Origin of the sequence: Maribellus maritimus (genome assembly GCF_022267315.1) — a bacterium.
In the GTDB taxonomy this organism is placed as follows: Bacteria; Bacteroidota; Bacteroidia; order Bacteroidales; family Prolixibacteraceae; genus Draconibacterium; species Draconibacterium maritimum.
Map to the genome: position 1 here is coordinate 191,171 of NZ_JAIKLE010000002.1, position 21,796 is coordinate 212,966.

The window sequence follows — 21,796 nt, forward strand, 5'->3', positions numbered from 1 at the left end:
AGTACATAAGTAATTTTATAGTATATATTTAGAAATGTAGTTTTGATATTTGGTGCAGAAGGCAGGTTGTTCAGTGAAAATAAGTTGTAAGTTAAGTTAGACAAAGTCTGCAAATATGAATGAAAAAGTAAATTTAGTTGATTTGTCAATTATTGTTATTTATCTCGTTGGGATTTTGGCAATTGGTGTTTTGTCCACAAGGTTAAAGCGGATGACTAGTGAAGGCTATTTTTTAGCCGGACGAGGCTTGAGCTGGCCTGTTGTTGGAGCTGCTTTGTTTGCATCAAATATCTCAACTATTCATTTGGTGGGCTTGGCTGCGTCGGGTTATAATGAAGGTTTTGTTTGGGGAAATTTTGAGTGGCTTGCCTCGGTTTCTCTTATAATGTTGGGATTAATATTTGCACCTTTTTATTTTAGGAGTAAGATTTCAACTTTGCCCGAGTTTTTAGAAAAAAGATATGATTCGCGTTCCCGGACAGTGTTGGCTTTTATTGCAATTATTGGTGCTTTGTTTGTTCATATTGGTATGAGCTTGTATGCAGGAGCTGTAGTTTTTGAAACTTTCTTCGGAATTAATGTAGTAACTTCAATTTTGGTAATATCAACAGTTACTGCCATATATACGGTTCTTGGTGGGTTAAAAGCAGTTGTCGTTACAGAGACGGTGCAGTCTGCGGTGCTGATACTGGGGGCAATATTGCTGACCGGATTCGGACTTTATGCATTGTCAGATGCTGGCATTAACTCGATAACGGAATTAAAAGCAAATTTAAAGCCGGGTCAGCTTGATATGTTGCATACAAATGAAAGCATTAAAGCGCTTGGAGGAGATACAGGATTGACCTGGTACGCTTGTTTTTTAGGCTATCCGATTTTAGGTCTTTGGTATTGGTGTTCTGATCAAACTATTGTGCAACGTGTATTGGGAGCAAAGACTCAAAAAGATGCTCAAGCAGGGGCAATATTTGCCGGATTTTTAAAAATATTACCGGTTTTTATTTTGGTCTTTCCCGGAGTAATTGGATATGTGTTGTTTAAGGATGTCATAGGAACAAACTCCAATATGGCTCTGCCTGTAATGATCAACCAGTTGTTGCCAACCGGGTTAAAAGGGTTGATGGCAGCAACCTTAATGGCTGCCTTGATGAGCACAATTGCTGCGGCGCTTAACAGCTCTGCCACTTTGGTCGCTGTTGATATCGTGAAACGATTTAATCCCAGGATTTCAGATAGAAAACAAATTCGGATTGGCCGCTATTCCGCTGTTGTTGTTATGATATTGGCCATGGCGTGGTCTACGCAGGGCGATAAGTTTACAAGTATTTTTGAAGCGATTAATAAAATTGCTTCAGCTATAGCTCCACCGGTTGCTGTTGTTTTTCTTTTTGGCGTTTTTTCAAAAAGAGGAACCCGGCAGGCTGCGTTTGTTACACTAATAGTTGGTCTTCTGCTCGGAGTTGTTGCTTTTTGTGTCGATTTTGAGCCTATTAGTGGTTATATGTATATAACCAAAGGTTTGCAGATACCATTTATGATGCAGGCCTGGTGGTTGTTTGTAATTTGTACATTTATTTATTTTACAGTTAGTTATGCTAAACCAAGACCCGACAGCAAGGTGGTGAAAAAATATACATGGGAGCATCCGTTGGCAGTTATAAAAGGGAAAATCACAGAGTTAAGTGATGTGCGTATTTTTGTCATCGTTTTGATTGTTTCTCTGGTAACGTTGTACGTATTATTTTCATAGATAGAGTTTAGTTTATTAAGACAAGAGCAAGCCGGGTGGATTTTTATCTGTCCGGTACAGCTCCCCAAAAAGACAAATGTAAAAAAATGAGACAAGCCATAATGTCCTCACCGGGCAAAATAGAATATTTCAAAGTTAAGGCTCCGGGAGAACTTAAGCCCAACGAGCTTTTACTCAAAATTGAACGGATTGGAATATGCGGAAGTGATGTTCATGTGTTTCATGGCGAGCATCCGGCAACTCCGTATCCTGTAGTTCAGGGACATGAGTATTGTGCTATTGTAAAAGCTGTAGGGGAAGAAGTCTCCAAGGCAAAGCCGGGAATGAAAGTCACTGCCAGGCCCCAACAGGTTTGTGGTAAGTGTAATCCATGTAAAAGAGGACAGTACAATGCATGTCAGAATTTGAAAGTTGAAGGATTTCAGGCTCCCGGAGTAGCACAAGACTATTTTATTGTTTCTGAAGACAGGCTTGTCGTTCTGCCCGACTCATTTACTTTTGAAGAAGGTGCAATGGTTGAGCCAACTGCAGTTGGAGCACACGCAACAAGTCGACCAACAGGACTCAAAGGAAAGAACGTTGTGGTATCGGGGGCTGGTACCATCGGAAATTTGGTCGCTCAGTTTGCAAAAGCCCGCGGAGCAAAAGAGGTATTAATAACCGATGTAAGTGATTACCGGCTGGATAAGGCAAAAGAGTGTGGTATCGAATTAACACTCAATGTTAAAAATGCTTCCGTTGAAGATGAAATTAAATCATGTTTTGGCGATGAAGGATTTCAGGTGGGTTTTGAAGCCGCCGGAGTTCAAACTTCATTGGATTTATTGCTTGCGAATGTTGAAAAAGGAGGTGATGTTGTAATACTTGGAGTGTATGCAAAAAATCCGGAGGTGAATATGTATTATGTCGGAGAACACGAGTTGAATATTTATGGTTCGATGATGTACCGACACAAGGATTATGAAGAAGCTGTATCTATGATTGCTGAAGGAAAGATAAAAACAGAACCTCTTGTTTCAAAGCATTTTCCATTTAACGAGTTTTGGGAAGCATATAAATACATCGAGGATATGAGAGACAAAGCAATGAAAGTTATGATCGATCTTTAGTTAGCTCATATGAAACAAAAGAAAATGGATAATGGTTCCGGAAAATTACTTTGGGGATTGCTGCCTCGGGGCAAATTAAACGATGATGTACCCGAATTTCCTTTTTGTGTGTGGGGTGCTTATTATTTCTGGTTTCTATCTGATATAATGTAACTGACACATTTTTTTAAAAGGAACACCTAAAAGTTCCAGTTGCTTTCTTGTATTCGCTATAAAATTATTCAAGCCAAATTTTATTGACAGGCTGTTGCGAGAAGACAGAATATGAAGGGCTGTAAAGATTATTTCACGAGTGAAGTATCGCCCGAAATATTTGGAATGGGATATTTCTGTGTCCTCTTGTAGCTGTATGCGAAGCAGTTTTTCAAAAGGGGATAAAACTGGAGAATAAAGAGTTTGAAGTTTTCTCATTTTAAAAATGAAAAAAGTAAACTTCAATTATTCAAATTAAGGATTAAACCAACAATAATGAAACATTTTAATTTTCATCAGTCAACACAAATATTATTCGGCCGGGGACGGGTAAATGAATTAGGTGAAATTTCAAAAAAGTATGGAAATAAAGTACTTCTGGTGACAACACAGGCGAACCTGGCGGCATTTAAAGAACAATACACGAGGGTTATAAAAATTCTTGAAAATGCAGGAATCGAGGTTGCACATTACGATGGCGTAATTCCTAATCCAACCATTGAAACAATTGCTGCAGGGGCTGAAATGGCCAAAAAATTTGGAGCAGATGTTATTATCGGGTTAGGGGGAGGTTCCAGTATGGATTCCGCCAAAGCAATTTCAGTTGAAGCCACACATGAAGGCAGCAGTTGGGATTACCTCTTTTATAAATCACCTCAGCCCGATCCGAACAAATTATTGCCAGTAATTGCAGTTTCTACAACTTCCGGCACAGGTTCACAGGTTACACAGGTTGCTGTGGTAACCAATTCAAAATTACGTGATAAGTCAGCTTTATACAATAACATTTTGTATCCGGAGGTGTGTATTGTCGATCCGGAGTTAATGCTTACTATTCCGGAATTTGTTACGGCAACAACCGGATTTGATGTCTTGTGTCATGCTTTTGAAAGTACAATTAACCCGGGGACCGGGGCCTATGTCGATTTGTTGGCATGGGAAGCAATAACCATTGTTGTGGAATACTTGCCTCAGGTTTTGTCAGATTTAGATAATATTGAGGCACGTGAAAAAATGGCGTGGGCCGATACGTTGGCAGGGCTTTGTATTGCCAATGCTGGCGTAACACTTCCGCATGGCATGGGGATGGCAATTGGGGGAATGTATCCTCATGTTGCCCATGGTGAAGCATTGGCGATAGTATATCCTGTTTTTGCTGAATATACATGGAAGCATGCTATACCCCAATTTTCAAGAATAGCCAGAATACTAAATCCCGAACTGGAGACTCTTTCTGATGAGGAAGCTGCTGCGAAATCTCCGGTGGAAATCAGTAAGTTTTTAAAATGTTTAAACCTCAATAAAACATTAAGTGAAATAGGGATGCCCGAACATGAGATTCCAAAATTGGCGGACCAGTGTATGGTTTTACCAGACTACAAGGGAAACCCAAGGGTAGCCACCAAAAGTGAAATGATTGAACTTGTAAAACAATGTTTTTGAAAATGAAACCAATGAATATGAATAAATACCTTTTAATTTTTTAACCTTAAAAAATGAGTCTATGAAAAGAGCACTAATTTTAATCTATTTGGTTCTGTTTACTGCAATATGTGCATTTGCACAAAACCGGATGGTAAGTGGGACAGTTACTTCATCAGAAAATGGTGAAAGAATGGTAGCTGTCACCATTTCGGTAAAAGGAACTGGTTCAGGTACCATTACTGGGCAGGATGGTACATTCACATTAGAAGTTCCGGCCTCCGGAACTTTGGTTGCGTCTTTTATCGGGATGAAAACGGTTGAAGTTCCGCTTACAAATTCAAATGTTTACGACTTTGTTCTTGAACCTGAAAATGTAGGAATCGATGAAGTGGTTGTAACAGCTCTTGGCATCACCAGGGAGAAAAAAACACTTGGATATGCTGTACAAAATCTTTCCTCAGAGGAAATGAACATGGCGAATGATGCTAACATTGTAAACTCGCTTTCAGGAAAAGTTGCCGGGGTTCAGGTTACCAGCGGAGGGAGTACGATAGGGGCTTCTTCAAGGATAGTAATCAGAGGTAATGCCTCTTTTTCCGGTAATCAGCCTCTTTTTGTTGTCGACGGAACTCCTATCGACAACTCAACGACCAACCTCTCTGGTGCAGGTGGTGTGGACTGGGGAAACACCGCGTCAGACATAGATCCCAATAACATCGAGTCGATGACGGTACTTAAAGGTGCAAGTGCTTCGGCCTTGTATGGAAGCCGGGCGACCAACGGTGTTATTCTTATTACTACAAAAAAGGGAAATAAGGATAAGCGAAAAATCGGAGTCGATGTAATCTCATCGGTAATTTTCGACAAAGCCTCCTATTTTCCTAATCTTCAGAATGAATATGGGGGAGGCTGGGACGGCAGTGAATATATTTACAATAAATATAATGAGGAAAATGGCACGTCGCTGAGCTATAACGATTACGCAAAGCAGTTTTCGTATAACTATGTTGATGGTGATGGCGGTGGTGTTAATGACAGCTGGCCTATTAACTGGGGACCAAGATTGGATGCCGGACTTCTACTCGATCAATGGTCTACCGGCCCTGATAGTCCATGGGTATCTCGTCCTGATAATATAAAACAGTGGTTTGAAACCGGTGTAAATGTCGAAAATAGTGTGGCGTTATCTGCAAACGGTGAAAAAGCCTCTGGTAGAGTTACATTTACCAACCGGAACAGTACCGGGATTGTGAATAACACCGATCAAAAACAAAACTCTATTGCTGTTAACCTCAGACTTACGCCTTCTGAAAAGATAACAACAGTTGCAAATTTTACATATTTGAGAAAAGAGAGTGATAATATTCCCAATAATGGTTACAGTTGGGCAGATATTTTTGGATGGTTGCAGAGAGATTATCCAACACAGTATGTTAAAGATTTGTTTTATGAGAAAGGAAATGAAGACTATATATTTCCAAGTGGCGACAATCCCTTTTATACACAAAGAAACCTTACCGGATTTTCAAGAGACAGGGTTTACGGAAATGTCAGCGTAACCTACAATTTTACAAGCTGGTTATATGCAAATGCACGTGTTGGTGTTGATTTTTATAATGAGTACAGAAGTGATATTACCCAGTCGGGTACGGTGAATAATATCAGAAGGGGAAGAGGAGGTCAGTTTGCTGATACGCAAATTTACACAAAGGAAACAAATGGCGACTTCACGCTAAATTTTGACAAAGCTTTTGGAGATATTCGCATTGACGGACTTGTGGGGGCAAATTACAGGAACGACCAGTATAAAAATATGAACATGGCTGCGAATGATCTTACCGTTCCCGATTTATACACTATTTCGAATGTAAAAGGGAATCCCACCGTAAGTATGTATAAAAGTGAATACGAAACAAACAGCCTTTACTTTGCTGCGAATGCTTCTTATAAAGACTATCTTTTTCTTGGAATTACCGGTCGTAACGATTGGAGTTCTACCTTGCCGGCGGAAAACAGATCTTATTTTTATCCCTCTGCAAGTCTTGGTTTCAGTGTAACTGATGCCTTTTCGGTTGAATCTGATTTGCTGTCCTATGCAAAGTTGAGAGCAAGTATTGCTAAGGTGGGGGGAGATACCGGTCCTTACCAATTAGCCAGAACGTATAATGCGGGTAGTTATAATTCAATTTCTACATTCAGTCCCACAAGTACGATGCCTCCTGTTGCATTAAAACCGGAAGAAACTTCTTCTTACGAATTTGGTGTTGACATGCGTTTGTTGAACGATCGTATTTCTCTGGATTTTACTTATTATGATCAAACTACCGTTAATCAGATACTTTCTGTGGCAACGTCATCTGCAACAGGATATCAGGCAATGAGACTTAATGCCGGTGAGATTGAAAATAAAGGAGTTGAGTTAATGGTATCGGGCCGTGTCCTTGATTATACGTCTGGCTTAAAGTGGGATGTAACAGTAAACTGGGCCACAAACAAAAGTATGGTAAATTCGCTTTATGGTGATCTGGAATCATATCAAATCTCAAGTGGATTTGGTGGTGCTACATCTCTTGGTATTCCCGGAGAAGAGTGGGGAGTACTATGGGGACTTCCTTTTGTTCGAAACGACGATGGAGATGTTGTCGTTGATTCAAGAGGTATTCCAAAAACGACCAGTGTTGCCCAAAAACTGGGGACAGTTACGCCGGACTGGACCGGGGGTATCACAAATTCATTCAGGTACAAAGGAGTTAATTTGAGTTTTTTAATTGATGTCAGGGTTGGAGGAGATATATTTAGTACAACAGCCTGGCACTCTTACCCGACAGGAACGTACGCGGTTACAACAGCCAATCACGTACGTGAGGAAGGTTTGATTGTTAACGGCGTATTTGAAGATGGTACTCCCAACGATATTCGCGTTTCTGCACAGGATTACTACGGCGGAGCCTGGATGTGGAACAACCATGAATATTCTATACTTGATGGAACATATGTTAAGTTTCGCGAACTGGTTTTAGGCTACGATTTTAATCTGCAAAAAGTGAAATGGATACAAAAGTTCAATGTTTCACTTGTTGGAAGAAACCTGGCAATTTTATACAGGGATAAATCAACCAAAGATTTGGGCATTGATCCTGAAGTAGGTCTTGGTGGCGGAGAAGGTGGAGTAGGGTTTGAAAATTTCCAGATTCCTACTACACGAAGCTATGGTTTGAAAGTTAACGTGAATTTTTAATAACGGAATATAAATACTGAAATCATGAAGAATATAATTAGATCAAAAGTATTTTTATTGGCTGGTATAATCCTGTTCATTAGCGCTTGTACAAGCGAATTTGATGAAATGAATACCAGTCCTAATTCGGCAACAGTTGTACCCGGAACAAGTGTGTTGGGTGCATCAATGCTAACCTCAATGTATACTCTGTTTGGAACAAGGTTGGACTGCTATTATGCCGGAGCATATTCGGGATACATAAGCGCTGCCGATTATGAATACAGGGTAGACATCAATAACAGTATGTGGAAAAGCATGTACACTTCGATGACTTATTCAACCGACGCGATGAGTTTGGCACTTGAGGAAGAAAATGATAATCTTTATGCAGCTGCCTTAACATTCAGAGCATACAATGCGCATAAAACTTGTGATATGTGGGGAGACATTCCCTATTCCGAAGCATTCCAGCTTGAAGATGGTGTTATTTATCCGGTATATGATTCTCAGGAAAAAGTATACAATACTATTCTTGAGGAGTTAAAAACTGCTGCTGATATGTTTGATCCAGAAGGAGACGATATTGGTGATGGCGATTTTTTGTTTGATGGCGATATTCAAAAATGGAAGAAATTTTGTAACTCACTTCGGTTAAGAGTCGCAATTCGCATGTCTTCAGCCGATGAAAGCGCTGCCGCTGCTGTTATTCAGGATGTTCTGGGAGATGCCGCAAAATATCCGATTATGACTGAGAATGAAGATAATGCTTATTGGTATTTTCCGGGAATTGCACCCGACGAAGAGATATGGTATGAATCTATGGGGACAGTTGGTGATGCAGCCAAACAATCCAACTGGAGGATGCAACAGCCAATAATTGATGCGCTTCAGAATAATAATGATCCCCGTTTACCAGTCTATGCCGACAAAAATGCGTACGGTGTTTACTCCGGCCACCGGTTTGGGCCGAATGATAAATCTGATACCTTGAATAATAGTTTTAATCGATCACACATCGGTGATTGGTTTATGAATGATCCTCAGGGTTTTGTTCCTTATATGAATTGCGCCGAGGTATATTTCTGTTTGGCCGAGGCATACGAAAGAGGTCTGGCCACTGGCGACGCGCAGGCTGCATATGAAACCGGGATAAAAAAATCCTGCGAAGAGAGCGGGCAAATTACTTCGGTTGCTGTTGCAACATTTTTAACTGAACCCGAAGTTGCCTGGGATGAAGGCAATACCTCAAATCTGGAAAAAATAGCATTACAAAAGTGGATATGTTTATTTAAACAGAGTGTGGAAGGTTGGTCTGAAGCCAGAAGAACAGATGTTCCTTTGCTAACTGGCGTCGCTTCTGATTACGCCGCATCGCACAATCGTCCTCCATTTAGAATGGCATACGCGGATGAGGAGAAATCATTAAACTCCAATTTCCCGTTTGATATTGAGGAAGAAGATATTTTCTATGGAACCCAGTTGTGGTGGGATAAAAGAACCGGTGTAGAATAGTTCTCTTTTAAAGAAAAGAAAGAAACAGCTGGACAGAAAGGTGTTCACCTGTTTCTTTTCTGTCAGCAAAACAGCAGAATCTTAAAGACGGCTGGTTTCGCCTATTTTACTTCGGAAGGCCAGGTACAGGTTTATGTTAGCATATTTTAAAAAGTTGGAATTAATGGTGTGGAATTAAGAATTCAGTATAAATCTTTAATAAATTTTAGGATGCAACGGATTACAAAATTTGAAATGATAAATAGTCAAAAAAAATGGAGAAATTTTTTCATTACGCTTTTGTCGGTGCTTCTGTTTTGTAATTTCTCCTTTGCTCAAAATCCAATTCTTTCTTGGGGTTTTGATGAGATGGAAAACCGTAAAACAAACGAGCAGCAAAGCGGGATTCAGGATACACTGGAAGGGAATTTTAACCTTGCAGCAGGAGTAAAAGGCAAGGGTTTGAAACTGGATGGGTTTACATCCCGCTTGATACACAACGATTCCGAATTACCGATTCCCGGCGAAGAAATAACCGTTGAAGCATGGGTGGCCCTGGGAAATTATCCATGGAACTGGTGTCCTGTGCTTACCACCGAAAGCAATGAAATAAAAGGCTACCGTTTAATGATAGGCCCGCACGGAGAGGCCTCTTTTCAAACTGCCATTGGCGAGCAATGGATTTCGTGCACAACCGAAAGATTAAGTATTCCTTTAAGAAAATGGATGCATATTGTTGGTGTGTACCGTGCCAATAAAGAGATGACTGTTTATATTAACGGTGAAAAAAGTGCAGAACTCCCGATTCAGGGAAAAATAAATTATTCCAGAGAAAAGAACTGTATTATCGGCATGGTTGCATATCCTGAAAAGCCTTCCGACATTCACCGGACTTGGGGAACACTGCCCCAATATTTTGGATTAAACGGAATAATAGATGAAGTAAAAATTTTTGATAAAGTAAAAACAAGCAACGATATTGCCAGTGATTTTGCCGGTTACGATACTAAAGCTCCTGAAATTGAACTGCACAAGCTTCCCTCGGTTGAAAACCAGTCCGGTCGTTTTGGAGCGTTTTATACCAAATTAAAATATTACGATGAGTGGGATAACCTGTGGCCGGTTGATCAGGATCCGGATATTGCGGTCTGTTTTGATAAACTGCCGGTAAATGTAATTTTTTGGCGGGGAATAAGATATGGCACTTCCTGGGTTTCTGAAAATAACAACTGGATGTCGGATCAAAGTGTTGAAGCCTGGGGAGTTGGTGATGCAGACAAGGAAGGCTGTTTTGAACATATGCAGGATCGCCATTGTCGTTTTTCTCATGTGAGAATTATTGAAAATACCGATGCCCGAGTTGTTGTTCACTGGAGATATGCACCTGTTAGCGCATACAACAATACCTGGAGAGTTGACCCAAAAACCGGTTGGGAGTGCTGGATTGATGAATATCATTATATATATCCCGATGCGGCAGGTATCCGAAAGGTATCATGGAAAAAGGGAACACTGGGTTACCCGCGCCAGTTTCAGGAATCGTTGCCATTGCTTCATCCCGGTCAGGTGGAGAGCGATTTACTCCAAAAGGATTATGTACACGTGGCCGATTATGAGGGCAATATTGCCCCGGTCTCTTATGTTGAAAATCCGGGAAGTATGGATACTGAATTTGCAAAGGATTACACCGTACAACAATACAATTTCAAATCGGAAAACAAACCCTTTATATGTTTTGAACCGGGCAACGAGATGATAGTGAGATGGAATAATCTGGCAAGATACAACCAACATGGCGGGTGTAACCATTTCCCGGTTGGCCAGGCGAGGTGCGACGGGCGTACCAGTACCACATCCGATCGCCCTTCCCATTGTGGCAGTTTTCCTATTTCATACCCGGTAATAAATGAAAAAGGCGATCGCAACTACTGGAATGGGCTGTATGGAATAAACGGAATGGATATGAAAGAAGTTGTAAAACTTGGCCGGTCCTGGGCTTATGCGCCTGATATAAAAATAGAAGGGAGAGATTTTGTTTCGTATGGTTACGATAAAAGTGAAAGATGCTACCAAATTGAAAGTAAAACATTAAAATCCAAAAAACTGGAGTTTAAACTGGTAGGAAAGAATGAAAATCCAATTTGTAATCCGGCGTTTTTTATAAAGAACTGGTCAGCAGAAAAGGCAGAGGTACTTGTTAACGGGAAACCAGCAAAGGATGCAAGAGTAGGAATTAACCATGAACTCGAAGGAGATAATCTGGTGGTTTTCTTGTTTCTTGAAAAAGATGAGACGGTTACAATAACAATTGTCCCGGTGAAATTATAGTTGTATTTTATTTGGCGCGGATGTGAGCGTTTGACGGGCTGCTATACCCAATACCTATAATTATAAATCGAATAAAATGAAAAACACTTATTTACTGTTTATTTTTATCACTGCTTTATCATCCAATTTATTCGCCGGAAATAAATCAACTCCCCCAAATATCATTTTAATTTTTTGCGACGATCTGGGATATGCTGATTTGTCGAGTTACGGTTCGTTATGGAACCAAACCCCGGAAGTGGATCAAATGGCTGTTGAAGGAGTCAGGTTTACTGATTTTTATGCTGGCGCTCCGGTTTGCTCACCGTCTCGTGCCGGTTTAATGACGGGCTGCTACGCTCGGAGGGTCGACCTGGATTTAGATCAAAATAATGCATGGGTGCTTTTCCCAAAAGCTAAAAAAGGCATCAATCCGGAAGAAACAATTTTGCCTGAAGCGCTTAAAAAAGCTGGTTATTCAACGGCAATTATTGGCAAGTGGCATTTGGGGGATCAACCGGAATTTTTACCGATAAATCATGGTTTCGATTATTGGTTCGGACTGCCTTATTCCAACGATATGGGGATTGAAAAAGAAAATATTCCGCTGTTACCCGTCATGCAAAATGAAAAGGTTATTGGTGTAATAAATCAGAAAAGTGAAAGCGAAATGTCGACACTCACGGAACGTTACACTGAAGAAGCGTTGAATTGGATAGGGAAAAATAAGAAAAAGCCTTTTTTTCTGTATCTGGCACATACCATGCCTCACAATCCGGTGGCCGCCCGGAAACAGTTCCACCGGAAAACAAATCATTCTAAAAAAGGATTTGGGGCATCGGTTGCTGAAATTAGCTGGTCAACAGGTGAAATTCTCAATTATTTAAAACAAGAAGGGCTTGCAAAAAATACACTGGTGATTTTTACTTCTGATAATGGCGGTCAACCCTATTGGGGAGCAAGCAACGGCATTTTGAAAGGAAACAAAGGGCAGACTTTTGAAGGTGGTATTCGTGTTCCGTGCATTGCATGGTGGCCGGGGAGAATAGAGCCCGGAACTACTTGTAACTCTACTGCTTCTGTACTCGATTTTTATTCAACATTTACTGCACTGGCAAATCTTAACATTAACGATAGTTTAAAAAGGGACGGTACAGATATTTCTGATTATCTGTTTAATCCCGCAAAAATAAGAGAAGCTCGTCCATTTTTTTACTGGCATGTGGGGTATCTTCAGGCGGTTCGCTACGGCGATTGGAAACTTAATTTACTTGGACGGTTTTCAAAAGAGGAGCAGCAAAATATTCTTAAAAGCACTTATGGACATACCGTTTTTCCCGACAATATTGAATTGTATAATTTGTGTTCAGATCCGGGGGAAAAAACAAATGTAGCCGATAAAAATCCTGAAATAGTAGCTCAAATTCAAAAACTAGCTGAAAAAGAAATAAGCGCGCTTGGGGAATGGACAAATAAAGGTCCCGAAGTCCGGAAGACCATTTATATTGATTCCCCGGAAATACTCTTAAAATAACAGATTGAGGTTTATGGTTAATTTAAATTCTAAGAAATAAAACATGAACAGATTAAAATATTCAATATTGGTGATTTCTGTTTTGTTTGTTTCTTGTTCAAAGAAACAGCCCAATGTTATTTTAATAATGACAGATGACCAGGGGTATGGTGACCTTGCCTGTCATGGAAATCCTTATGTAAAAACTCCTGCACTGGACAAACTTTACCAGGAAAGTGCACGCTTTACCGATTTCCATGTAGATCCATGTTGCTCACCAACCCGTGCGGCATTAATGACAGGATGCTATTCGTCGAGAGCCGGAGTGTGGAATACAATTGGAGGACGATCGCTTTTAAAGGAGGGTATGACTACAATTGCCGACGTTTTTGACAACAATGGATACGCGACAGGAATTTTTGGAAAATGGCACCTGGGCGAAAATTATCCTTTCAGACCCAACGATCGCGGATTCAGGGAATCAATAGTACACGGCGGCGGCGCAATAGGAGCTAACCCCGATTACTGGGGAAATGATTATGACGATGACACTTATATTCATAACGGGAACTACGAAAAGTTTGAAGGCTATTGCAATACCGTTTGGTTTAGCGAAGCAATTAAGTATATAAAAAATAACCGTAATAAACCATTCTTTTGTTACATCTCAACCAATGTACCTCATGCGCCCCTGAGAGTTGACGAGGAATATGTAAAACCTTATAAGAACCTTGTTTCCGATCGTTTGGCTCACTATTATGGAATGGTGACTAAATTGGACGAAGACCTTGGAAATCTGTTAACGACATTGAAAGAATGGGACCTCGAGAAAAATACAATACTGATATTTATGACGGATAACGGCCCCTGCCCATGGTTTGGTGGTATTGTTATTGATTTTGAAACAGGTTTTGTGAAAGAAGGCTATAGTGCAGGAATGAGAGGGGGCAAAATTTGGGGATATGAGAACGCCCACAGAGTGCCATTTTTTATTCGTTGGCCCGGGGCTAAAATAGGTGGGGGGAAAGAAATTAATGCGCTTTCAGCCCATATCGATTTAATGCCAACACTTATTGACTTGTGCGATCTAAAGAAACCTGAAAATCTGAAACACGATGGCAGAAGCCTGGTGCCTCTTTTAAACGAGGAAGTTAAAGAGTGGCCGGAAAGAACCCTTTTTATCCACAATCAAAGGGTTGAATATCCTGTTAAGGACAAGGAATATCAAGTGCTTACAGAGAAATGGAGGCTCGTGAAACGCGAAAAAGATGAATTATATGATATAAAATCCGATCCCCGGGAAAGAAACGATGTTGCGGCACAAAACCCCGATATTGTAAAAGATCTTTATGGCAGGTACGAAAAATGGTGGGAAGATATTTCTGTTGATTTTGATACATATGCTGAAATAGCGATTGGAACGGAACACGAAAATCCCGTGACTCTGAATGCTCACGATGCCCATACAAGAGACGGCAAAAAGATCTGGGTTGTTAATGTTGCTCGCGATGGCAAATATGAGATAAAGCTTAATCACTGGCCCGCAGAGTCGGGCAAAAGAATTGTTGAAAACACTTCTGGCGATATTGATTTGCCAATTGCCAGCGCAGATCTGACGGTCGGTAATATGAACAGAACAGCCAAGGTTACAGCAGAAATGAAAAGTGCAAATTTCAAGGTTGATTTGAAAGCCGGTACAACATGCCTGCAAGCATATTTTAACCTGAAAGAGCCAGGGAAAACGATACGAACAGATTGTGTTTATGTGGAATATCTGGGCGACCCCGATCCAACAGAATTGGCTAAATACAATGCATCAGTTCCGTTCGATGTTTTAAAGGAAAATTACCGTCAAAACGTAGTTTTATATGATTGAAAATGAGAATAATGATTTTGTTTGGTTCAATTTAACGATGGCACAAAATTTACTTAAAATATTAAATTCTAAATGAATCAGATTGACGTTTCAGGAATCGGATATTTTTGCCTCACTACTGTATTTATTCAATTTTGAAAAACAAATAAATACATTATGAAAAATATTATTTTGATTGGCATATTTCTTATTTTTTCATTAATGGGCCATAGTCAGGTTGCTGATGTTGCCGGTCTCTCGGTTTCTCCTGAACGATCAAGAGATTATGATGCTATTCATTATAAAATATCTTTGTCTGTTGATTTTGACAAAAAATATCTGGAAGGTCAGAACACAATCACTTTAGCTTCTTTAACGAACGGCCTTAAAACGATAAAACTTGATGCTGAATCAATATTGGTTACAGATGTTCTGAGTAATAAGGGTGTCCATCTTGATTTTTATCAAACGGAGGAAAATTTGTTTATTAAAACAGCCCGGTCTTATGGGTATAATGATACCATTACCTTTACAGTTAAATATCATTTGTCCGAACCTGTTCCCGGTTTGAGGTTTATTGAAGCCAAAGGTAACAGGCCTGAACAGGTATCGTCAGACTGTTTTCCAAACAAGGCGCGACAATGGATTCCCTGTTATGATTTCCCCAACGATAAGGCAACACAGGAAATGATAATTACCACCAACAGCAAATACAAAGTTCTGTCGAATGGCAGGTTTATTAGTAAAACTGAGAACAATAATGGTACTTCTACGTGGCACTGGCGGCAGGAAAACCCCAATTCTACCTATCTTATTAATTTAAGCATTGCCGATTATTTGGTGGTTAAAGATTCGTTGGAGAATCTACCGGTTAATTACTGGGTATATCCTTCAATGGCCAATGATGTAGAGAGGGTATTTGGAAAAACACCCTATATGATTGACTTTTTTAACCACTTGTATAATTATGAATACCCGTGGGCAAAATACGATCAGGTTGTTTCCGGCTACATAGGCGGAGGTGCAGAAGCAACTTCTGCTACTTTGTTGGGAGAAGGAATTGTAACCGATGGATACACGGAGCAGGACTATTACCGGGAATATGTAATCGCCCATGAAATTGCGCATCAGTGGTGGGGCGATCTTATCACATGCAGAAGTTGGGAACATACCTGGCTCAATGAAAGTTTTGGCACATATTCGGACCACTTGTATACAAGTTACGATAAAGGGAAAGATGAAGGAGATTATGATCTTCTGACAAAGAAAAACAATTATCTCGAAGAAGCTCATAACCGGTTTATGAGGCCAATTGTATACCTCAATTATAAACAACCAGGTGATAATTTTAATCGTCACACTTACGAAAAAGGAGCATGTACATTGCATCTTTTTAGGTATATTCTCGGGGATGATATATTCTTTAGAGTCATCAGCGCTTTTCTTCATAAGCATGAGTTTCAATCGGTAACCACGTCTGATTTTATAAAATGCGTAAAAGATGTTAGTGGGAAAAATATGGATTGGTTTTTTGACCAGTACTTCTATAAACCGGGGCATCCTGTTTTTACTATCAGTAAAATCTGGGATGAAGAAAATAAAGAACTTACCCTGACAATAATTCAGGAACAGGACAAATGGGAGAATGTACCTATTTATGCGATACCCGTGCGTTTAGGCATTTTTTCAGAAGGAAAAAAAGAAGTAAAGGAATACTGGATAAGGGAAAAAACAGAGGTTATTAAAATTCGTCTTGATAAGGAACCCGACATTGTCCGGTTTGATGATGGAAACTATATTTTAAAAGAATGGACATATAGAAAAAGTCAGAAAGAGCTGCTATTTCAGGCAACTAACGACGATATGATCGGCCGGATGTGGGCTGTAAACCAGTTGGCTGAATATGAAGATGAGCCTAAAACTCTGGACCTCTGGAAACAAATTGCGGAGGGAGATGTATTTTGGGCAGTAAGGTCGGCAGCCATTGAAATGATTGGTAAATATCATGGAGAAGACAACAATTATTTTCTTAAAAAATGTGCAGGTGATAACCGATCAAAAACAAGGGCAGCAGCCATAAAAGCAATGGGGGATTTAAAAGAATCATCGAATAAAGACTTTTTTAAAAAAACTTTCAAAACTGAAAACAGCTATGCTGTAAAAGCAGAAGCATTAATTGCAATTGGGAAATGTGGCGGTAAATCAGATATTTCCTTTTTGAAGGAAGCAGGGCTGCAAAAATCATATAGCAATGTTGTTGCGAAAGCTTCACAAAAGGCTATTCAAATAATTTCAGAAAACGAATAACAAATCGGAATGCTCATGTTAACTGCGATAAGAAAAAAACAGATAAAAAATTTTAAAACGATTACAGGGGTAATCCTGGTGCTTTTTATTTTTACACCGGGGAAAATTTATTCCCAGGTTAAAAAGGAGGGATTGTTTACTCAATTTGAAAATCGTTTGCAATGGGAAGATGAAGGAGAATTATTTTGGATCGACGCTTTCGGTCCCGATGCACTGCGGTTCAGGAGTACAAAAAGTCTTCGCATCTCCGACCAAAACTGGAACTTGCTTTCGCAACCCGATGTACAGCTTGAAATATCAATAACTGAAGATAAGGCGGTAGTAAGAAATGGCAAAATCAAGGCCGAAATAGAATCACGCAGAGGGCGGATTACCTACTTAAACGGTAAAGATGAGGTGCTGCTTCGTGAAGCTTATCATCATCATCACCCACAGTTTGCACGTCAGTATAAAAGCAAAGGGAGTGATCGTTTTGAAATGAAAGTGACCTTCGACGCAGAAAAAGACGAACATTTATACGGTATGGGGCAATATCCGAATGACTGTCTCGACCTGAAAGGAACCGTTTTGGAACTCGCACAAAAAAATACGCAAATCTCTATTCCTTTTTTGCTTTCGAGTAAGGGATATGGTTTTATCTGGAATAATCCCGCTATTGGCCGGGCGGAGTTATCGCTTACCCATACCAGTTTTTATGCTGAATATGCAAAGCAAATTGACTATGTTATTTTCCCGGGAGAAACACCTGCCGATTTGGTTACTCATTATTCCAACCTGACGGGGAAGTCACCCAAAATGCCGGAATATGCAACCGGTTTCTGGCAATCAAAGCTACGTTATTATTCACAAAACGATTTATTGTCGGTAGCTCGTGAATACAAAAAACGAAATTTGCCAATTTCGGTAATCGTAGCTGATTTTTACCACTGGCCGGTTACCGGTGACTGGAAATTTAATAATGATTTTTGGCCCGATCCTGCTGCTATGATAAAGGAACTGGATAGTATGGGAATAAAATTACTTGTTTCAGTTTGGCCTACACTTGCCGCTAAAAGTGAAAATTATGAAGAATTTATACGCAGCAATTTTACCATTCGCCCTGAATCAGGGAATAATCTCTTTTTAAAGGTAAACGATGACCTTACCTTTGTTGATGTAACACATCCGGGCGCCAGAAAAGCATTTTGGTCCAAACTGAAAGAAAATTACTGGGATTTGGGAGTTCGTATGTTTTGGATGGATGAAGCTGAACCCGAAATGGAACCTCTTGAATATTATAATGTCAGGTACTATGAGGGGAACGGCCTTGAGTTATCATGTTTGTATCCTTATTATTTCGCTAAAACCATTTACGACGGACAGATCGCCAGTGGGCAAACCGAAGTTATTAATCTTACCCGCAGCGGATGGATTGGAAGTCAACGTTTGGGAACTATCTTGTGGTCAGGCGATATAAAAGGAGATTTTCCTACTCTGAGACGTCAGGTAAAGGCAGGCTTAAACATCAGTTTGTGCGGAATACCCTGGTGGACTACTGACATTGGAGGTTTTTGGGCCAATCCACAATCGGAGGATTACAAAGAGGTGTTAATCCGATGGTTTCAGTACGGTACATTTTGCCCTGTAATGAGGATTCACGGGGTAAACAGTCCAATGAAAAAAATTGAGGGGCAACTTACCGGTACCGGCGGGCCAAACGAAGTATGGAGCTTCGGCGATGATGCATTTAAAATTATGTCTCACTACTTGGATGTGAGGGAGAGGTTACGCCCGTATGTACAAAAACATATGGATATTGCTTCAGAAAAAGGTATCCCGGTTATGCGTCCGCTTTTTTTTGATTTCCCTGAAGATGAAATGTGTTATATTGTAGAGGATCAGTACATGTTTGGTCCCGATATTCTGGTGGCTCCAGTGTTGGAAGAGAAATTAACTACCAGGCAAATCTATTTGCCAAAAGGTTCCCTATGGAAAGATGCGCTAACAGGGAAAAGTTACAAGGGTGGCCAAACAATTGATTATAAAGTTGAAATTGAAAATATACCTCTTTTTACCAGAAATAATTTTGACTTTAAGTTATAATGAAGAAATAAGTATAAATGAAAAAAATTATCATTGTGAATAGAATCTTAATTATCAAATTATTGTTGATTGCAGGAATTTCGGCAAATATAAATGCTCAGAATAATGGAATGTCGCAAAAAATTGACAAAAAGGATTTCAATCCTGCAACATTGCTATGGTACGATGCTCCCGCCAAAGAGTGGGAAGAAGCACTTCCTGTTGGAAACGGAAGGTTGGGAGCCATGGTTTTTGGAAAGTATGGAGAAGAACGTATTCAGCTAAATGAAGAGACATATTGGTCCGGTGGTCCTTATTCAACCGTTGTTGAGGGAGGCGCAGCGTATTTGCCGCAAATTCAAAAGTATATTTTTGAAGGTGAACCTATAAAAGCTCATAAATTATTTGGCCGTAAATTGATGGGATATCCTGTGGAACAGCAAAAATACCAGTCGCTGGCTAATCTCCATCTTTTTTTTGAAAACCAGGAAGAAGTGAGCCAATACAAACGATGGCTGGATTTAGAAACAGGAATTGTTTGTACCGAATATACAGTAGATGACATTACATATCGCAGGGAAGTGTTGTCTTCTGCACCCGATCAGGTAATATTGGTGCGTCTTACGGCAAGTAAACCGGGTAGTCTTACATTTAAAGCACAGTTAAGAGGTGTAAGAAACAGCGCCCACTCCAATTATGCTACCGACTATTTCAGGATGGATGGCGTTGGACAGGACGGGTTGATGGTAAACGGAAAATCAGCCGACTATATGGGAGTTGAAGGCAAAATCCGTTACAGGGCGCAATTAAAAGCCATTCCTGAAAGTGGAACGATAAAGGAAGAAGATAATTACCTCATTGTTGATAAAGCCGATGCAGTAACACTGATTATTGCAGCAGCAACTAATTTTATTAATTATAAAGATGTTAGTGCAGACCAAACAGCACGGGTATCAAATTATCTGGAGCAGGTAAAAGGGAAATCCTATGAGCAAATGATGTCTGCAGCGGTAGATGACTATCAGCAATATTTTAAAAGAGTTTCCTTGGAATTACCCAAAACAGCAAATTCATATCTTCCTACCGATAAACGAATGGCTCAAATTGCGGAAGATGCCGATCCCAGTCTGGCTTCGTTATCTTACAATTTCGGGCGTTATGTATTGATTAGCTCATCCCGGCCCGGAACCCAACCTGCTAACCTGCAGGGAATATGGAATAACGATATGAACCCTGCCTGGGATTCAAAATACACCACCAATATTAATACAGAAATGAACTATTGGCCTGCTGAAACAGCTAACCTTAGCGAACTTCTGGAACCGCTTACAACCATGGTTAAAGAATTAAGCGATCAGGGTGCGCAGGTGGCAAGAGAACATTATGGAGCAGGTGGTTGGGTGTTTCACCAGAATACCGATTTATGGCGTGTAGCTGCACCAATGGATGGCCCGTGCTGGGGAACTTTTACGGTTGGTGGTGCGTGGCTGACCAATGAGTTATATGAACATTATCTTTTTACCCGTGATAAAGAATTCCTGACAGAACTTTATCCGGTGATGAAAGGCGCTGTGCAGTTTTTCCTGGACTTTCTGGTGGAAGATCCTAATACAAAATGGCTGGTAACAAATCCGTCTACATCCCCCGAAAATCCGCCAGAAGCCCCCGGCTATAAATATTTCTTTGATGAAGTTACCTCCATGTATTATTTTACAACTATTTGTTATGGAGCGTCAATTGATATGCAAATTCTGAAAGATTTGTTTGGTTATTACATTGAGACTGAAAAAATACTTGGGCTTGATTCTCAATTGCTGGAAAAAGCCGAACAAACCAGGGCAAGGCTTGTGCCTCCGCAAATAGGCAAAGATGGAACTTTACAGGAATGGACGGAGGATATGGCTCAAATGGAGGATAAACACCGCCATTTTTCTCACATGTACGGTTTGTATCCGGGAAATGTAATTTCAGTAAATAGGACGCCGGAGTGGATTGATGGATGTAAAAAGGTGCTCAACCAAAGGGGAGACGGTGCTATGGGATTTTCACGGGCATGGAAAATGGCGCTTTGGGCAAGGTTGTACGACGGTGACAGGGCCAACAAAATTTTTAAAGGCTATCTTCAGGAACAATGTTACCCGCAACTATTTGCCAAATGTGGAAAGCCTTTACAAATTGACGGAACAATGGGCGTTGCCGCCGGAATTACAGAAATGCTCGTTCAGTCGCATGAAGGTTGTATTGATTTGCTTCCTGCATTGCCAGGCGAATGGGAGCAAGGAAGTTTTAAAGGTGTTTGTGCACGTGGTGGATTTGAACTGGATTTTACATGGGAAAATAATACAATTTCGAAACTGAAAATCTTATCGAAAGCAGGAGAAATTTGCAGAATAGATGATGGGAAAAATTTCAAAGTAACCAAAGACGGGAAAAAGATTGCATCGAAGGTAAATAAAGATGGTTCAATTGAATTTGAAACAATCAAAGGTGGTTTATATCAGCTTTCAGAAAAATAAGAAACCATTATACTTTTAAGTTCTTTTTTGAATTTCACGAACAAAAAATA

12 protein-coding genes are annotated in these 21,796 nt (G+C 40.2%); all 12 read left to right on the top strand.

Going from position 1 to position 21,796, the window contains the following annotated elements; translation table 11 throughout:
* Positions 1-115: 115 nt before the first annotated feature.
* Positions 116-1,750, top strand: coding sequence for a sodium:solute symporter (locus tag K5G00_RS02845; RefSeq protein ID WP_238764151.1), 1,635 nt, complete (start codon positions 116-118; stop codon positions 1,748-1,750).
* An 86-nt stretch (positions 1,751-1,836) separates the two neighbouring features.
* Positions 1,837-2,859 carry a zinc-dependent alcohol dehydrogenase gene (locus tag K5G00_RS02850; RefSeq protein ID WP_238764152.1) on the top strand — a complete coding sequence of 341 codons (1,023 nt, stop codon included), beginning with the start codon at positions 1,837-1,839 and terminating at the stop codon, positions 2,857-2,859.
* Between the two features lie 9 nt (positions 2,860-2,868).
* On the top strand, positions 2,869-3,012 hold the full coding sequence (locus K5G00_RS02855; protein ID WP_238764155.1) for a hypothetical protein: 144 nt from the start codon (positions 2,869-2,871) through the stop codon (positions 3,010-3,012).
* Positions 3,013-3,327: 315 nt separating this feature from the next.
* Positions 3,328-4,494: an iron-containing alcohol dehydrogenase gene (locus K5G00_RS02860; protein ID WP_238764157.1), complete on the top strand. Its 1,167-nt coding sequence runs from the start codon at positions 3,328-3,330 to the stop codon at positions 4,492-4,494.
* 61 nt (positions 4,495-4,555) lie between these two features.
* Positions 4,556-7,714: a SusC/RagA family TonB-linked outer membrane protein gene (locus K5G00_RS02865; protein ID WP_238764159.1), complete on the top strand. Its 3,159-nt coding sequence runs from the start codon at positions 4,556-4,558 to the stop codon at positions 7,712-7,714.
* A gap of 24 nt (positions 7,715-7,738) precedes the next feature.
* Positions 7,739-9,208 carry a SusD/RagB family nutrient-binding outer membrane lipoprotein gene (locus K5G00_RS02870; RefSeq protein ID WP_238764161.1) on the top strand — a complete coding sequence of 490 codons (1,470 nt, stop codon included), beginning with the start codon at positions 7,739-7,741 and terminating at the stop codon, positions 9,206-9,208.
* A 210-nt stretch (positions 9,209-9,418) separates the two neighbouring features.
* Positions 9,419-11,515 (top strand): LamG domain-containing protein, encoded by a 2,097-nt coding sequence (locus tag K5G00_RS02875; RefSeq protein ID WP_238764162.1) that lies wholly within the window; start codon positions 9,419-9,421, stop codon positions 11,513-11,515.
* 76 nt (positions 11,516-11,591) lie between these two features.
* Positions 11,592-13,028, top strand: coding sequence for a sulfatase family protein (locus K5G00_RS02880; protein ID WP_238764163.1), 1,437 nt, complete (start codon positions 11,592-11,594; stop codon positions 13,026-13,028).
* A gap of 43 nt (positions 13,029-13,071) precedes the next feature.
* Positions 13,072-14,883 carry an arylsulfatase gene (locus tag K5G00_RS02885; protein WP_238764166.1) on the top strand — a complete coding sequence of 604 codons (1,812 nt, stop codon included), beginning with the start codon at positions 13,072-13,074 and terminating at the stop codon, positions 14,881-14,883.
* Between the two features lie 156 nt (positions 14,884-15,039).
* On the top strand, positions 15,040-17,169 hold the full coding sequence (locus K5G00_RS02890) for a M1 family aminopeptidase (RefSeq protein WP_238764169.1): 2,130 nt from the start codon (positions 15,040-15,042) through the stop codon (positions 17,167-17,169).
* 15 nt (positions 17,170-17,184) lie between these two features.
* Entirely contained in the window at positions 17,185-19,251 is a 2,067-nt protein-coding gene (locus K5G00_RS02895; protein ID WP_238764171.1) for a glycoside hydrolase family 31 protein, read from the top strand.
* A 17-nt stretch (positions 19,252-19,268) separates the two neighbouring features.
* Positions 19,269-21,746, top strand: a complete 2,478-nt coding sequence (locus K5G00_RS02900) for a glycoside hydrolase family 95 protein (protein ID WP_238764174.1) — start codon at positions 19,269-19,271, stop codon at positions 21,744-21,746.
* Positions 21,747-21,796 lie beyond the last annotated feature (50 nt).

Bases quoted from the DNA above. Each gene is read 5' to 3' on its own strand.
- K5G00_RS02880 (WP_238764163.1), top strand. From the start codon at position 11,592: ATGAAAAACACTTATTTACTGTTTATTTTTATCACTGCTTTATCATCC.
- K5G00_RS02885 (WP_238764166.1), top strand. From the start codon at position 13,072: ATGAACAGATTAAAATATTCAATATTGGTGATTTCTGTTTTGTTTGTT.
- K5G00_RS02895 (WP_238764171.1), top strand. From the start codon at position 17,185: ATGTTAACTGCGATAAGAAAAAAACAGATAAAAAATTTTAAAACGATT.
- K5G00_RS02860 (WP_238764157.1), top strand. From the start codon at position 3,328: ATGAAACATTTTAATTTTCATCAGTCAACACAAATATTATTCGGCCGG.
- K5G00_RS02890 (WP_238764169.1), top strand. From the start codon at position 15,040: ATGAAAAATATTATTTTGATTGGCATATTTCTTATTTTTTCATTAATG.
- K5G00_RS02845 (WP_238764151.1), top strand. From the start codon at position 116: ATGAATGAAAAAGTAAATTTAGTTGATTTGTCAATTATTGTTATTTAT.
- K5G00_RS02875 (WP_238764162.1), top strand. From the start codon at position 9,419: ATGCAACGGATTACAAAATTTGAAATGATAAATAGTCAAAAAAAATGG.
- K5G00_RS02865 (WP_238764159.1), top strand. From the start codon at position 4,556: ATGAAAAGAGCACTAATTTTAATCTATTTGGTTCTGTTTACTGCAATA.
- K5G00_RS02900 (WP_238764174.1), top strand. From the start codon at position 19,269: ATGAAAAAAATTATCATTGTGAATAGAATCTTAATTATCAAATTATTG.
- K5G00_RS02870 (WP_238764161.1), top strand. From the start codon at position 7,739: ATGAAGAATATAATTAGATCAAAAGTATTTTTATTGGCTGGTATAATC.
- K5G00_RS02855 (WP_238764155.1), top strand. From the start codon at position 2,869: ATGAAACAAAAGAAAATGGATAATGGTTCCGGAAAATTACTTTGGGGA.
- K5G00_RS02850 (WP_238764152.1), top strand. From the start codon at position 1,837: ATGAGACAAGCCATAATGTCCTCACCGGGCAAAATAGAATATTTCAAA.